At 61.4% G+C, this 14,977-nt stretch carries 11 protein-coding genes; 6 read left to right on the top strand and 5 right to left on the bottom strand.

What is annotated here, in order from left to right; genetic code table 11:
* Positions 1-195 precede the first annotated feature (195 nt).
* From FHX16_RS12075 to FHX16_RS12060, 4 genes are all read left to right on the top strand, one after another.
* The gene (locus FHX16_RS12075; RefSeq protein ID WP_183862652.1) at positions 196-693 is read left to right on the top strand and encodes a histidine phosphatase family protein; all 498 of its coding nucleotides are present in this window, start codon (positions 196-198) and stop codon (positions 691-693) included.
* A gap of 76 nt (positions 694-769) precedes the next feature.
* Positions 770-2,245: a YcjX family protein gene (locus FHX16_RS12070; RefSeq protein WP_183862654.1), complete on the top strand. Its 1,476-nt coding sequence runs from the start codon at positions 770-772 to the stop codon at positions 2,243-2,245.
* Entirely contained in the window at positions 2,242-3,321 is a 1,080-nt protein-coding gene (locus FHX16_RS12065; protein ID WP_183862656.1) for a YcjF family protein, read from the top strand. Before FHX16_RS12070 ends, FHX16_RS12065 begins: the two co-directional genes overlap by 4 nt.
* Before the next feature lie 210 nt (positions 3,322-3,531).
* Positions 3,532-4,083 carry a hypothetical protein gene (locus FHX16_RS12060; RefSeq protein ID WP_183757480.1) on the top strand — a complete coding sequence of 184 codons (552 nt, stop codon included), beginning with the start codon at positions 3,532-3,534 and terminating at the stop codon, positions 4,081-4,083.
* A gap of 52 nt (positions 4,084-4,135) precedes the next feature.
* Here FHX16_RS12060 and folK read toward each other — a convergent pair whose 3' ends face one another.
* Genes folK through folP form a run of 3 tightly spaced genes read right to left on the bottom strand, consistent with a single transcriptional unit; the run spans position 4,136 to position 5,878 of the window.
* Complete coding sequence (gene folK, locus FHX16_RS12055) at positions 4,136-4,654, bottom strand: 2-amino-4-hydroxy-6-hydroxymethyldihydropteridine diphosphokinase (protein WP_183862658.1); 519 nt, start codon at positions 4,652-4,654, stop codon at positions 4,136-4,138.
* Positions 4,647-5,015: a dihydroneopterin aldolase gene (folB, locus tag FHX16_RS12050; protein WP_183757482.1), complete on the bottom strand. Its 369-nt coding sequence runs from the start codon at positions 5,013-5,015 to the stop codon at positions 4,647-4,649. The genes folK and folB overlap by 8 nt, the downstream gene beginning before the upstream one ends.
* On the bottom strand, positions 5,012-5,878 hold the full coding sequence (gene folP / locus FHX16_RS12045; protein WP_183862661.1) for a dihydropteroate synthase: 867 nt from the start codon (positions 5,876-5,878) through the stop codon (positions 5,012-5,014). The genes folB and folP overlap by 4 nt, the downstream gene beginning before the upstream one ends.
* Positions 5,879-5,976: 98 nt before the next feature.
* On the opposite strand from folP, the gene FHX16_RS12040 reads away from it, so the two are divergent.
* On the top strand, positions 5,977-6,603 hold the full coding sequence (locus FHX16_RS12040; RefSeq protein WP_183863016.1) for a DUF922 domain-containing Zn-dependent protease: 627 nt from the start codon (positions 5,977-5,979) through the stop codon (positions 6,601-6,603).
* A gap of 290 nt (positions 6,604-6,893) precedes the next feature.
* On the opposite strand, the gene FHX16_RS12035 is transcribed toward FHX16_RS12040, so the two are convergent.
* The gene (locus FHX16_RS12035) at positions 6,894-7,214 is read right to left on the bottom strand and encodes a 2Fe-2S iron-sulfur cluster-binding protein (protein ID WP_027511814.1); all 321 of its coding nucleotides are present in this window, start codon (positions 7,212-7,214) and stop codon (positions 6,894-6,896) included.
* A 204-nt stretch (positions 7,215-7,418) separates the two neighbouring features.
* Positions 7,419-7,787, bottom strand: a complete 369-nt coding sequence (locus tag FHX16_RS12030; protein ID WP_183757484.1) for an Hpt domain-containing protein — start codon at positions 7,785-7,787, stop codon at positions 7,419-7,421.
* 468 nt (positions 7,788-8,255) lie between these two features.
* Here FHX16_RS12030 and FHX16_RS12025 point away from each other — a divergent pair, with 468 nt between their 5' ends.
* The gene (locus tag FHX16_RS12025) at positions 8,256-14,921 is read left to right on the top strand and encodes a hypothetical protein (protein WP_183862663.1); all 6,666 of its coding nucleotides are present in this window, start codon (positions 8,256-8,258) and stop codon (positions 14,919-14,921) included.
* Positions 14,922-14,977 lie beyond the last annotated feature (56 nt).

Here is a 14,977-nt window from a genome sequence, read left to right as displayed (position 1 = left end):
GTAAACAGTTTTTTAAATCTGTCATATTTTTACGCTAACAGACTATTTTCTCACCACTATTCCGACGAGCACGTGTTTCGCTCCCGGTAACCCCACACTTTCCTACCCTGGATTTAGCGGCGACTCCTGCCGGCACGGTTGACGCGCGGGCCGCTCACCCGCTACTGAAAAAGTCCCTTCGACGTGGATTTTCCTATGGCTGCAATCACGCCTCCGCCCTCCCGGATTTATCTGCTGCGGCACGCCGAAGCTGCCTGGGCCGCACCTGGACAACGTGATTTCGACCGCCCGCTGAACGACAAGGGCTATGCGGACGCTGAGATCGTCGCCGACAAGGCTGCCGACAAAGGCTACAGGCCGGATCTGCTTCTGAGCTCCACAGCTGCGCGTTGCCGGGACACTGCTGATGCCGTGCATCGGGCCATGGGCTCTACGCTTGACCTCCGGTTTGTCGACGCCCTCTACAATGCCTCGCCGGAGGTCTACCTTGAGATCATCGACGCACAAGAAACCATCAATTCAGTAATGCTTGTCGGCCATAACCCAACGATGGAACAGACGCTCGAAGCGTTGATTGGGCACGAGGCGCTCTGTCAGGCGCTGCCGACCGGCTTTCCGACGGCCGGCCTTGCGGTTCTGGACTATGACGGCGGGTTGCCAGGCTGGCGTCTCGTTGATTTTGTGATCGACTAAGGTCTTTTCGCGGAACGTCTTTTCGCGTCGACCTGCGGTCCCTATATGGCTTGTCACGATCCACCGGAATTCCGCCTTGCCGCCCAGCCTGACCTCCTTTTCCGACGACGCGCGCATTGCCCTGGACAATTTTGCCGACCGGGCGTCGGGCCTGATCAATCCCACCGTGCGCCTCGGCGTGACCGGCTTGTCGCGTTCCGGCAAGACGGTCTTCATCTCATCTCTGGTCCACAACCTTCTGCACGGCGGTCGTCTGCCACTCTTCGAACCCGTCCAGTCCGGTCGTGTTTCGGCGGTGCGGCTTGAGCAGCAACCGGACGATGCAGTGCCGCGCTTCCAGTACGAGGATCACATTCGCTCCCTCGTCAAGGATCGCGTATGGCCGGACTCGACGCGGGCGATCTCCGAACTGCGCATCACGTTGGACTATCAGAGCGCAAGCGGCTGGAACCGGCTGTTCTCGCCAGGCAGACTATCAATCGATATCGTCGACTATCCCGGCGAATGGCTCCTCGATCTGCCGCTGCTCGCAAAGGACTACCGGACATTCAGCGAAGAGACGATCGGCTTGGCGGAAGCCGGCATTCGCGCAGAGCTTTCGCAAGCTTGGTTGGCGCTCACTCACGCCACCGACGTCACTGCTTCGGCCGACGAGATGCGCGCGCGCGACCTCGCCACCGCCTTTTCTGATTATCTCAAGGCCTGCAAAGCCGACGAACGCTCGCTCTCGACGCTTCCGCCGGGCCGCTTCCTGCTGCCGGGAGATCTCGATGGCTCGCCGGCCCTAACCTTTGCACCGCTCGCACTTCCGCCGGAAGCTAAGCCCCAAAAGGGGTCCATTTGGGCAATGATGGAGCGACGCTATGAGGCCTATAAGTCCGTCGTCGTGAAGCCCTTTTTTCGCGAGCACTTCGCCCGCCTCGATAGACAGATCGTGCTCGTCGATGCCTTGCAGGCCATCAACCGTGGCCCGGAGGCGGTACAGGACCTCGAACGAGCCCTGACGGACGTTCTGGCTTGCTTCCGCCCAGGCACGAATTCCTGGTTATCCTCATTGCTCGGCCGCCGGATCGACCGCGTTCTCGTCGCGGCGACGAAGGCCGACCATCTGCACCACGAAAGCCATGATCGGCTTGACGCCCTCACCCGCCGCCTGGTCGATCGCGCGGTGCATCGGATTGGCATGGCCGGCGCGGGCATTGATGTCATGGCGCTCGCATCGGTCCGCGCCACTCGCGAAGCCACTGTGAAACGCGACGGCCATGACCTCCCGGTCATCGTTGGAACACCAATCGAGGGCGAAACCATCGGCGGAGAGCGCTTTGACGGTCAAAAGAAGACGGCGATCTTTCCCGGCGACCTGCCCGCGGATCCCGAGAGCCTGTTCGAGCGGATCGAATCGGGAGACAGCGATGTTTCCCTGCCCGATGTGAGCGTAGTGCGTTTCCGTCCGCCCCACCTTGAGGAAACGGGTGGCGGCATAACGCTCTCGGTTCCGCATATCCGCCTGGACCGTGCCATGCAATTTCTGTTCGGAGATCGCCTCGCATGATCAAGCCACCGTCCGAACGCCCCACACCTCGCGCGCCGGCCGCCTTTTCTTATGAAGAGGATACACCGGCTCGACCAGCGATCGAGACCAAACACCGCCCGCGGCGGCCCGGCAGCTTCACCGACGATGTCGTGCTGACCGCCGACGAGGATGACCCATTCCTTAGTCCCGAAAAGGATGTCGCGCCAATTCCGGTCGCAATCACGCGCAGGCGCGGCGCGTCGTTTGGGAAAATCGCGGCTGCCGCGTTCGGCATTCTTTTCTCGCTCGCTTTCGGCCTCTGGACCGATAGCCTTATCCGCAATCTCTTCAGTCGCGCCGACTGGCTGGGCTATGCGGCGCTTGCTGCGCTCGGAATTGGCCTCTTGGCGGTGATCGCCATCGTTATCCGTGAAACAGCCGGCCTGATGCGGTTAGCAGCCGTGCAGGAAATCAAGACGGAGGCCGAGGCCGCCATTGTTGAGCCGAAGCCGGCGAAGGCACGCGCACTGGTCAAGCGCCTCGAGACCCTGCTTTCCAGCAAACCTGAAACTGCCAAGGGCAGAGCGACACTGACGGCGGCAGAGGGCGATATTATCGACGCACCGCAGCTGATCGCTCTCGCCGAACGGGAGCTTCTGGCGCCGCTCGATCGGCAGGCACGCGCGTTGATCGTCAACGCATCGAAGCGCGTCTCTATCGTCACCGCCGTCAGCCCGCGCGCGATCGTCGACCTGCTGTACGTGCTTTATGAGGCCGCTCGGCTGGTCCGAGCTATGGCGGAGCTCTATGGTGGACGACCGGGGACGCTGGGGATGATCCGACTGATGCGGGACGTGCTGGCGCATCTTGCCGTGACCGGCTCGATCGCCGTCGGCGATAGTCTGGTGCAGCAGGTGCTTGGGCACGGACTGGCATCGAAACTGTCCGCGCGACTCGGCGAAGGCGTCATCAACGGGCTTATGACCGCCCGCATCGGGATCGCCGCGATGGATCTCTGCCGTCCGCTTTCCTTCCACGCGCTGAAGCGTCCGGGAATCGGCGACTTCATCGGCGATCTAACGCCGTCCATGACGTCGCGCGACAAGAGTTCTTGAGAATTGACAGTTTTCTAACGCTTGCCAGGCGCTGAACGGCGTGGGAAAATACTTGCTACGAATTCAACAGGGTAGCGTCCCGATCAGGACGATCGGCACCTGCGAGACGCCCTGAAATTCAGCGCTTTTCGGCCCGCAAGAAACCAACCATTAACCATTCTGCGGCAAAACTTGGAACCAGTTAAGCGATGGTGTCGCTAGGGAAAATCCATGTATTCGCGCAAGTTTCTTCTTCTTTTCGGGCTCGCTGCCGTGGCGTTGTCACCGGTCGCCGACATGGCTCCGTCCGCAACGGCGGCAACACGGGATAAGGCCTTCTTCGAGTCAATCGCCGGCACCTGGCGAGGTCCCGGCGAGATCGTCGCTGGCAAGTACAAGGGTACGAAATTCACCTGCAACCTCGTTGGCGAACCGGTAAGCGCCGGCGGCACGGGGATCAAGCTCGACGGGAGCTGCAGGGTCGGTGTCTTCAAGCAACCCATGACGGCGCTGATCACCCAGTCCGGCAATTCCTACAAGGGCAAGTTCCTTGATGGCGCCGAGGGCAAGGGGCTTGACGTCGTCTCGGGTGCGGTGACGCCGGATACTGTGGTTGTCGGTCTCAACCGCTCCAAGCTCAACGGCGCGATGATCGCCCGCGTCCGCGACGACAAGACAATGAACGTTACCGTATCGGTGAAGGTCGAAAGCCAAATGGTCCCGGTGATCGGCCTTACGTTGACGCGTCAGGTCGACGAAATCACCGTCGGCTCTGTCGAATAGAGCGTCAGGATAAGTCTTTGCAAAGCGACGGATTTTCCGCCGCTTTGTTGTTTCAGGCCGTATGCCACCACTCGCCGGTCTGGTCAGCTATTTCGATCCCCTGCACATCTGCCTTTGCCAGCCATTGACGAACGGTCGCGCCGCTGACCCGCAGATCCGGGGCAATATCAGCGAGCGGCATAAGCACGAATCCACGATCCGTCATGCGTGGATGCGGAAGCTCCAGCCGCGGCGCCGATTGTGCCACATCGCCGTAGGTCAGAATATCAATGTCCAGCGTCCGCGGCCCCCAGCGCTCGATGCGCTCGCGCTTCATGCCCCGCTCGATATCAAGGCAGACATCGAGAAGCGCCTCGGGACCAAGCGTCGTCTTGACCGCGGCACAAGCATTGAAAAAATAGGACTGGTCGGTCTTTCCCCACGGCGGGGTGCGATAAAGCCGCGAGACAGCGACAACGTGACAGTCGCGCCTCTGGTCAAGTGCCCTCAGCGCGAGGGCCATGGCGTGGACGGGATCGCCGAGATTGCCGCCAAGTCCGAGCGTGGCGGTATCGAAAGTAGCCTCAGGCAAAGTGTTCGACGCTCACCTGAACGAAATCAAGAACGCCCGGCACCGGCGCGTTGGGCTTGCGGACCGTGATTTTTGCACGCTTGATCTGCGGAAATGTCGAACACAGCCCCTTGGCGATATCAAGCGCAAGCGCCTCGATCAGATACCGACGCTTGCCGGTGACAATCTCCTCGATCACCGTGAATGCGATCCCATAGTTGACGGTATCGTTGATCGAATCGCTCTGCAGTGCATCGCCGGCGACAACGTCGAGTTCGGCATCCACGAAGAAACGCTGACCGAGAAATTCCTCTTCGTCGTGAACGCCATGCCGGGCAAAGAAGGCACAGTTCTGAAGCGTGATGGTGTAGGTGGTGCTCATGCCAAGGTTCCCTGCTCGAAGCTACAGCGCGCCGCAAGCATAGCATCGGCGATGGCCAGAGCGTCCCTGTTGATTGCGACATCGTGTACGCGAAAAATGCTGGCTCCCGCCAGACGCAGCAGCGCGCTCGTCGCCGCCGTCCCAACGTCTCGATCGGCGGCTTCCCTGCCGGTGACGGCGCCGACAAACCGTTTGCGCGAGGTTCCGGCAAGCAGCGGAAATCCCAAGCGGTGCAGTTCGCCGAAACGGGCCATCAGCTCGATGTTTTCCTGCGTGTCCTTCGCAAAGCCGAAGCCGGGATCCAGCACGACGTGATCCTTACGTACCCCAGCTGCGGTAGCGATTTCGAGCGAGCGCTCCAGGAAAGCAAACTGGTCGGCAATCACGTCCGGAAGCTTGTCCCGGTCGCGACCGGTGTGCATCAGGCACAGCCCCGCACCGGTATCGGCAGCAATATTCCCGATTTCCGGCTCCTTCTGGAGCCCGAATACGTCGTTGATGATGTGCGCGCCGGCGCCGACGGCAAGCCGCGCGGTCTCGGCCCGATACGTATCGATCGAAATCAGCGCGTCAGTCTTACCACGCAGCGCCTCGATGACCGGCAGCACCCGCGCCTGCTCTTCAGAGGGAGTAACGGCGGCAGCGCCCGGGCGTGTCGACTCCCCGCCGATATCGATGATGTGAGCTCCCTGGTTCGCAGCTTCGAGCGCATGTGCGACAGCCCCTTCGACGCTCTCATATCGCCCGCCGTCGGAAAAGGAATCCGGTGTCACATTGACGATCGCCATGAGCACGGAACGCGCGCCCAGTTCGACCTCACGACCATGCCCGACGCGCCAGAAACTGCTCCTAAGCTGTGTCAACGGCATTCATCCTATCGATCGAAAAAAGCGCCAGCGATATTGCGCTGGTCGTGGCTATGCCCCAAGCTCCGGCAAACTTCAACATGAGTATCTGCAGAATGCTTTTCGTACCGCGTTATATGCCGCTCCTCCTCGGGTTTTCCATGGCCATAGCCGCCTGCGGTCCAGCTGCCGCTGCCGTCATCGCGACGCGAAGCTACTCATACTTCACCATCAAGGGCAAAACCGCCGACCAACTGGATCAGCAACTGAGCAGCAACGGACCGACCGCGAGCGGTTCGTCAGCTCGTCACCCGGGAGCCACCAAGATTCGCTTTGGCGGCGACGCCACCTATGTCCAGGCGGGAGGGCGATGCCGGGTAGGCAGCGCCAAGGTCACGGTCCACACACAGATTATCCTTCCCCGCTGGACCAACCGCAGAGGTGCGAGCAAGCAGTTGTCGATGATATGGGACGCTCTGTCGAGCGACATCAGGCGGCACGAGGAGCGGCATGCCGAGATTGCTCGAAACCAGGCGCGCATCATGGAAAGGCAGATCCTCGCCCTTCCACCACAGTCCACTTGCGAACGCATGCAGGAACTGGTCACCGATGTCTCGACACGCGGAATCGACGAACACGACAGGCTGCAGGCCCGATTCGACCGAATCGAGGCCGTCAATTTTCAGAACCGGATGATAAGACTTCTGAACAATCGGATGAAAACATCCGGCGGCGAAAGATAGCCGATTCTCAAGCTTAAGGCGATCACAGAAGTTTAGCCGCGTAACGAAACTTGTGTGAAACTGCAGTCGCCCCAGTGATTTACTGGTTATTTCTCGGTCTAGCTAAATCAACTACAACGCGCTAATATTCAGACATTCGAAAGTTCAGGTTCGTAAGCCCGAACTTTCACTCCTGGGTTCTCCTGGCGCGTTGCGAAGCCGCGGACGATCCTCCCTCGTCCGTAGGTAATGCGCCTACCTCGCCTCGCTCGTCTAACGGCCAGCGAGGCTTTTTTTGTGCGGAGTGGCGATCAGGCCTGACGCTCGGGCACGTGGACGATGAGTCCGTCCAGGACGGCCTTCATTCTGATCTGACAGGAGAGGCGCGACGTCGGACGCACGTCAAACGCGAAATCGAGCATGTCTTCTTCCATCGCCTCAGGTGGACCGACGCGCTCCGTCCACTCGTCGTCGACGTAGACGTGACAGGTCGCGCACGCACAGGCGCCGCCACACTCGGCCTCGATGCCCGGCACCGAATTGCGCACGGCATTTTCCATAACGGTCGATCCCTGGTCGACATCAAGATCAAAGCGCGTGCCGTCGAAGGCGACAATAGTCAGTTTGGGCATAGTGATTTCCGGTAGTCGTCAATGGGAGGGTCTGGATTTTTTCTTCCAACAAATCGTCGAGGCAGTCAACATCGACCGCTGATACCCTTCATCACAGATTGGGAAGCGACGCGCTTGTCAAAATGCGTCACGCTGACGGTCACAAAAAGACCCGCTGCTCCGAAATGGATCAGCGGGCCGATTTCTGCGGCCGACTTGCGTCGCTTAACGGCAAAGCTTGAGAATGAAATTCTCGGCCTCAATCACCGCAATGCCAACCGCCGCCATCGTTGCAGCGTCGCCGCAATTGCCCTCGAGCGCCTCAGCGGCCGCATGAACGCGGAACGCGCCGACCGCGCTGGCAGCGCCCTTCAGGCGATGCGCCGCAGCTTCAATCGTCTTGATGTCGCCGGAAGATATTTCGTGCAGGCAAGCGCGCGCCTGCCGCGCAAACATCTGCAGAACTTCGATTTCCAGGCTCTTGTCGCCCATTGTCTGGTTTGCCAAATGCACAAGATCCACGGGACGCTCCTGCGATGGGCGTGGACCCTTGCAATTGTCGGGTGCCGCAAACGCAATACTGACTGCTGCCATGTGCCAATTCTCCGGTCGTCTAGCCCCGCTGTTAGATGATCGTGCGGGCGCCATGTGGGCATCGCGTTAAATTCCGGCACATTCGGGGCGGATTTCTCAGGATATGGTTAACATCGACTAAACCTCGTTAACCCTTTGGTTTTTAAGTGCGCACGTTTGTTAAATGGTGTTAACAAGACCTTAATATCGGGGGATTTGACTGGTTGCGTTAATTGTCTAGCAGTCCCGGATGTGTCACTACGATACTACTGGGCGAGCTCTCCGGTCCCTGCCTTTGCTCGCCAAGTGGATAATGGTAATGTTTTGATACCGTCTGTATGAAAAAGCAGCTATCCACTCTGAAATGATATGCTTATCCGTCCTCGGCAGCGTGGACGGGCGGGCTCAGAGGCTAAGGTTTTGTTCGGGCTCGGCGGGAAGCCCGGATGCGTTGTTGAACCGGCTGGGATGTAACGAGGCGTAACGTAAATGGCGAACAACAAGTACAACGAGTCGATCGAGGACAAGGCGTTCAAGGCATTGGACGAAGCGCTCCAGATCGACTTCGGAGAAGACGATACGCTGTCTCGCAACGGCAAGACCGACGCCCCGGAGGCCAAATTGTCCGAAACACCAAGTGCCCGCAATCAGCAGAACCAGACCGATGCCAAGCGCGCCCGCGCTGCTAGCACGCCTCGCCAGCCCGAACAGCCGTCACGCGCTCCATCCTTCGCCGCCAACGACGCCAACCGCATATCGCCGGCTTCGCTTCTGAAGTCCCTCGAGAACGGCTCCAGCCGATCGGCTATGCGCAATGCAACCCTCGTGTCGCTTTTGTGGATCGTCGGCGGACTCGGCCTGATGGCCCTGCTCTATTCGCCGCAGATCTGGCAGATCCGATCGATCGCCGATCTTTTGGGACTGCCCGGCGTCATCGCCGGCTTTATCGGCATTATCGTGCCGGTGCTGTTGTTTTATGCCTTCGCGGTCATGATGGCCCGCGCCCAGGACATGCGCAATGCCGCACGCTCCATGGCCGAAGTTGCGCTCCGCCTCTCGGAGCCTGAGACCGTTGCCTCCGAACGCATCATGACGGTCGGCCAGGCGGTTCGCCGCGAAGTCTCGGCAATGAACGAGGGCATCGAGCGCACCATTGCCCGTGCGTCCGAACTGGAAACCCTCGTCCACTCCGAGGTCAACGCGCTCGAGCGCAGCTACGCCGACAACGAGTTGCGCGTGCGCGGCCTCGTACACGAGCTTGGCTCGGAGCGCGAAGCGATCGTCAACCACGCCGAGCGCATTCGTACGTCGATCTCAGGCGTCCACGATCAGCTCAAGGAAGACCTGTCGCTTGCGACAGAGGAAATCGCGGTACGCCTCGCAACCTCCGGCGAAGCCTTCGCGTCGATGATCGACACCCGCGCCGCGGCGATCACTGAAAAATCGGAGTCGGCGATCCAGTCGCTGGGCACGCTGCTCGCGGCTAAGACGGATTCGCTGCTGCAAACGCTGACCTCCTCCGGCTTCGCGCTCACCAACGAATTCGACACACGGTTGGACTCTCTCACGTCGAGCCTGAGCGAACACGGAGATCAGATCCTTCGTCAGTTCGAAACGCGTGCGTCCACGATGGACAGCAACGCCGAAAAGCTGAACGCGGCGTTGAACGACCGTGCCCGTCAGCTGAACGAGATCCTGATTGCCCGCACCCGCGAGATCAATGAGAGCCTGACGGGCGGCGAACGCACGATCAGCACCACGCTTGATGACGTCCTCTCCAAGCTGAACAGTGCTCTCGACGAGAAGGGTTCGAGCTTCCGCCAAAGCCTGCAATCCAGTGTCGACGACACTATCATGGATCTCGACCTGCGCTCCGGCTTCTTCGACGAGAGACTGCAGGCGACGGTCGCGCAGCTGTCGACCTCGTTCGATGAACGCGTTGCTGAATTCGCCAACGCCTTCGACAAGCGGGCCGGCTCGCTCGATACGAAGCTCATGGAGAGCCTGAATCGCATCAACGAGACTATGACCGGTGGCTCGGAGTCCCTGAACGGCATTCTGAGCTCGAGCATCGACCGGCTTGGCGCATCGCTGACCGACCAGTCCTTCGCACTGGCAACGGCCCTCGCGACCAGCCAGGAAGTCATGGAAAGCTCGCTGGCAGGCAAGGTTTCCGAGGTTACCGAAGCGATCCATACCCACACGACGGGTATGACGTCGGCGTTAAGCCACGCAACCTCCGAAATCTCGCTGGCGCTGGCATCCGGCACGTCGGAACTTCACAACAACCTCTCGGCGCGGGCGACGGAGTTCCGCGACACGCTGCTGTCCACGACCTCCGACCTGAGTTCCGCGGTATCCGCCGGTACCGAGCAGATCACTTCGGCGTTTGGCCGTGCCGACGATCTGAACACGATGATCTCGAGGCGCGCCGCTGATATTACGCAGGCGCTCGACTCGGCGCACGAACGGATCGACGGCGTCATGGCCAATCGCGGTGGCGCGCTGACGACAGCCCTCGCCGACAGCCAGGAACGATTCGAGAGCACCCTTGCAAGCCGTTCCGAAGCAATCATCAACGCCGTCGCCGGCAGCCATGAGCGCCTTGCCGAAACGCTCGACGACAAGGCGATGACACTCGCGATCTCGCTCGACGAAAGCCAGAACCGCTTCGAGGATACGATCGCCAAGCGTGCCGACTCGATCGCGGCTTCGATGGCCAGCGGCCACGAACGGTTCGCCGACACTCTTGATGAAAAGGCGATGACGCTCGCCATTTCGCTCAATGAGGGCCAATCCCGCCTCGCCGATACACTTAGTCACCATATTGAGACCGTCGCAAACCAGCTCGCAGGCGGCCATGACAAACTCAGCGAAGTCCTTGACGACAAGGCGATGTCGCTCGCCATCTCGTTGAACGAGGGGCAGTCCCGCCTCGCCGACACGCTCAGCCACCATGTCGAGAAGGTCGCAAACCAGCTCACCGGCAGCCACGAGAAGCTCAGCGACGTTCTGGATGACAAGGCGATGGCGCTCGCCATCTCCCTCAACGAGGGACAATCCCGCCTTGCCGACGCGCTCGGTCACCATGTCGAAACGATCTCCAACCAGATCGCCGGCGGCCACGAGAAGCTCACGGAAGCTCTCGACGATAGGGCAATGGCGCTCGCCATTTCCCTGAACGAGAGCCAGACCCGTCTCGAAGACACGCTCGGTCATCATGCTGACGCGATCAGCCATTCACTCACCGGCGGTCATGACCGGATCACCGAAGCGCTCGATGATCGCGTCATGGCGCTCGCCGTATCATTGAACGAGGGTCACAGCCGCATCGAGGACGCGCTTGGGCGGCGCGTCGATACCATCGCCAATTCGATTGCCACGGTTCAGGACCGTCTTTCCGATACGCTCGACGAGAAGGCCATGGCGCTCGCGATCTCCTTCAGCGAAAGCCAGAGCCGCTTTGACGACGCGCTGGAAGCGCGCACCAATGCGTTGCTCGACACAGTGGCTGGCGCAGAATCTCGCGTTGCCGGCGCCCTCGTGGACAAGTCCGACGCAATTCGGAGCGCTTACACCGAGAGCCAGGAACGCCTCGAGCGTTCGCTGAGCGATCACGCAGCGACGCTGGCCGGCACGCTTTCGACCGGCGGAGACCGTATCGAGCAACTCACCGGCAGCGCCGCCAGCCGCATCGAATACAGCTTGAGCGATGCGCATCAGCGACTAGAGACACTGCACGGCAGCGCCGCATCCCGGATCGAAGGAGGCCTTGCCGCCGCCCACGATCGCTTCGAGGCTCTGACCGGCAATGCCGCGACGCGCATTGAAGGGGGCTTGGAATCGGCCCATGAGCGCATTCGTTCGACGCTCGCTGATCGCGAGCAGGCGATCAATCTGGCGCTCAGCGATGCGCACAGCCGCATCAGTGACACGCTCTCCGATCAGGCGACGACGATTGGCGCATCGATCGCGACCAGTGTCGGCATGCTGGAAATGTCGCTGGAAGACCATGAGGTCTCGCTTCGCCAGACGATCGACAACAGCGCCCGGGCGCTCGAAGATCGGCTGCGCGACAGCACGGGCCACATTGCCGGTCGGTTCCAGGAGTCCGCTAGCGAGATCTCGCGGTCGGCGGAAACCTTCTCTTCGCAGCTCGACCAGTCCATCGAGGGCATGACCGGCCGCTTTGCGGAAACGGGCTCTCGTGTCGAAGCCGGCCTTGCCGCTCTCGAGAATCGCATTCGTGACGGCGTCGGCGGTGTCGCCGAGCAGGTCGATGCTGCTGGCGGTCGCCTGTCCGACACATTGTCCGACGGTATCTCCCGCCTCGGAACGCTTGGCGAAGAAGCAACCGACCGGATTGCGGCGGCGCTCAACGACAGCGCCGCAAAGTTTGCCGAAACGCTTGATGGCCGCACCGCCAACCTCACGACGGAAATCGACAGCCGCACGGCCAATCTGACCTCCGGCATAGACAGCCGCGCGGCAAGCATCGGCGAGGCAATGGAACGTGGCAGTGCGCGCATCGAAGAACGCCTGTCGACCATGGACCGAGCCCTGACGGTCGGCCTGGATGCGGTCAACCGCACAATTGAAGGCAAGGCCGCCGGCCTTGCTGCGTCGCTGCGCAGCGCGGTCGCTGAAACGACACAGGGAATGGATGACGAAGCCGCCCGCGCCGCCGAAAACCTCGGCCGCACGGGGCAGCAGTTTGCCGAAAGCCTTGAAGGCAAAAGCAACGAGTTCAGCCGCGCAATCGAGGAACGCTCCGAACAGATCGTCGGTCGGGTCTCGGAAGCCCAGAACCGCCTCGCCGGCCAGGCAGCGGCCGTCGCTCAAACCTTCTCGGAAGCTGGCAACGCAATCATCAAGAAAGTCGCGGAAGCCGAGACCTTGGTCAGTGGCCAGGTTGGTGCCATTTCCCGCGCTCTCGGCGACGCACAAGCGACCTTCGAAAACCATGGCGCCGGGATCCGTACGACGATTTCCGACGCAAGCGAGGGAATCGCCTCGACTATGGCTGAAGTGGAACGCGCCCTGGAAGCGCGTGGGAACGCGATCCGCTCAAGCCTGGAAGATCGCACACGCGAAATCGACTCGACGTTGACGGACGTCGAAAAGGCGCTCGATGCACGCGGCAGCGCCATCCGCACGACACTGGACGACCGCACGCGCGAACTCAACTCGATGCTTGCCGGCCGCTCCACCGAGCTGTCGCGCATCCTCGACGAGACCGCACGCCCACTGATCGACCGTTACGCTGAGGCTGGCAAGGACGCCGCCGCTCGCATCACTGCGGCAACCGAACGGAGCACCGAGCGCCTTCGCAGCGAAAACGAAGCCTTGATCAACGCGATTGCCGCACGCACCGAGAGTGCGTCTTCCGCCGTCGATGCGATGGAAAGCAGCCTGCTTACCAACGTCAACCAGCTGATCGAGCGCCTGTCGGACAACAGTTCCGCCATGGGCCAGATGATGAGCCGTGCGACCGAGAATCTGGCCGCGGTCGATGGCCGCCTCGGCGATACGACCTCGCGCTTCACCGAGTCCGCATCGAAGGCCGCTGAGATGGTGTCCGCATCGACGCGTCTGCTCGAGGGCAAGGTCGATCGTCTCTCCGATATCTCCGGCCAGACGCTTGCCCAGGTCGGTGGGATCATCGGTCGCTTCGACGAGCATTCGAAGGTCCTCAGCCAGGCATCCGGGCTGCTTGCGGCGGCTCAATCGAATCTCGTCTCGACCCTCGAGGATCGCGAAACCGCGCTGCAGAACCTTTCTGTTGGTCTCGTCCAGCGCTCGGAGGAAATCGAAAAGACGATGCGCTCTCTGGGTGGCATGGTCGAATCCGCCTTTGACCGCGCCGAGCAGCGCTCCAACCAGGTCAGCGGGACGCTGCGTGAAAGCGTGCAGTCTTCGTTCTCCGACATAGGCCGCGTTCTCTCTGAAACCGAAAAGCGTGCGGAGGAAGCAGCCGCGACCATGCGCGCAGCCCTCGAAAAGGCCGGAGAGGAAGCCAACGCAACGATCGATGGCGCATTCGGCAACGCCGAGCGCCGCTCCGGCGAGCTTTCCAACCGCCTGCGCGGTGGCCTGACGGCATCGCTCTCGGAAGTCGAGCGGATGCTTGGCGAAGCCGGTCGCCAGTCCGACGGTGCGGCCCAGCAGATGCGCGAATCGCTTCGCGAAGCAGTCGACGAGGCTGTGGCCCGCTTCTCCGGTGCTACCGAGGAAATTCGCCGCTCCGCCGGCGATATCCGCAAGGAACTCGATATGACCCGCAGCGAGTTGAAGCGCGGTGCATTCGACCTTCCCGAGGAAGCCAAGGAGAGCGCCGCCGCAATGCGCCGAGCCGTGGCCGAGCAGATCAAGGCGCTGCAGGATATCTCCCACATCGTTGGTCGTTCGACCCAGCAACTGGAGATTTCCGAGCCTGCGCCGCGTGCCATTCCGCAGCCGCAACCTCAGCCTGCCCCGCGTCCGGCCCAGCCCGCTGTTGCCCAGCAGGCACCCCAACCGGCTCCTCCGGCGGTCCCGGCTCCGACTCCTGCCGTGACACCCTCGCCGATCGAAAACTTCGGTCTACGCGGCTCGCTGACACCGCCGGCGCCTGCCACTACAACACCGCAGCGGGCACCTGTGGCCGCACCGGCTCCGGCCTCCCCGGCAACCGGCGGCTGGATCAGCGACCTCCTGCGCGGAGCCTCGCGTGAAGAGGCCGCCGAGGAGGCTCCAGCGCGGCAACCGGCACCGCGCGCAGAGACACCCGCTCCGGCGCCGGCCCGCACGTCCGACAGCCGCAACCCACGCCACGTCGTCGAATCCTTGAATTCGCTTTCCGTGGATATCGCCCGCGCGATCGATCATGACGCATCGGTCGATCTGTGGCGTCGCTATCAGCGTGGCGAGCGTGATGTATTCACCCGCCGGCTTTATACGCTCAAGGGCCAGCAGACCTTCGACGAGATCAAGCGCAAGTACGATCGCGAGCCGGAATTCCGCACCGCCGTCGATCGCTATATCGCTGACTTCGAGAAGCTGCTTGCCGATGTCTCCCGTGGCGATCGCGACAAGACGATCACGCAGTCCTATCTGACCTCGGACACCGGCAAGGTCTATACGATGCTCGCCCACGCAGCCGGACGGCTGAAGTAAGCGCTCGGAAATCAAAAATGGCCGCCTTTCGGCGGCCATTTGCATTTCCGGAAGTT

The organism is Rhizobium sp. BK661, from assembly GCF_024808825.1.
GTDB lineage: Bacteria > Pseudomonadota > Alphaproteobacteria > Rhizobiales > Rhizobiaceae > Rhizobium.
The sequence above is the reverse complement of the archived record's forward strand: the minus strand, read 5'-3'. Positions and strand labels throughout refer to the sequence as shown.

What these genes read in the sequence shown, in the direction of transcription:
- FHX16_RS12075 (WP_183862652.1), top strand. Translation starts at nt 196, where the DNA reads ATGGCTGCAATCACGCCTCCGCCCTCCCGGATTTATCTGCTGCGGCAC.
- FHX16_RS12065 (WP_183862656.1), top strand. Translation starts at nt 2,242, where the DNA reads ATGATCAAGCCACCGTCCGAACGCCCCACACCTCGCGCGCCGGCCGCC.
- FHX16_RS12060 (WP_183757480.1), top strand. Translation starts at nt 3,532, where the DNA reads ATGTATTCGCGCAAGTTTCTTCTTCTTTTCGGGCTCGCTGCCGTGGCG.
- folB (WP_183757482.1), bottom strand. Translation starts at nt 5,015, where the DNA reads ATGAGCACCACCTACACCATCACGCTTCAGAACTGTGCCTTCTTTGCC.
- FHX16_RS12040 (WP_183863016.1), top strand. Translation starts at nt 5,977, where the DNA reads ATGCTTTTCGTACCGCGTTATATGCCGCTCCTCCTCGGGTTTTCCATG.
- FHX16_RS12035 (WP_027511814.1), bottom strand. Translation starts at nt 7,214, where the DNA reads ATGCCCAAACTGACTATTGTCGCCTTCGACGGCACGCGCTTTGATCTT.
- FHX16_RS12030 (WP_183757484.1), bottom strand. Translation starts at nt 7,787, where the DNA reads ATGGCAGCAGTCAGTATTGCGTTTGCGGCACCCGACAATTGCAAGGGT.
- FHX16_RS12025 (WP_183862663.1), top strand. Translation starts at nt 8,256, where the DNA reads ATGGCGAACAACAAGTACAACGAGTCGATCGAGGACAAGGCGTTCAAG.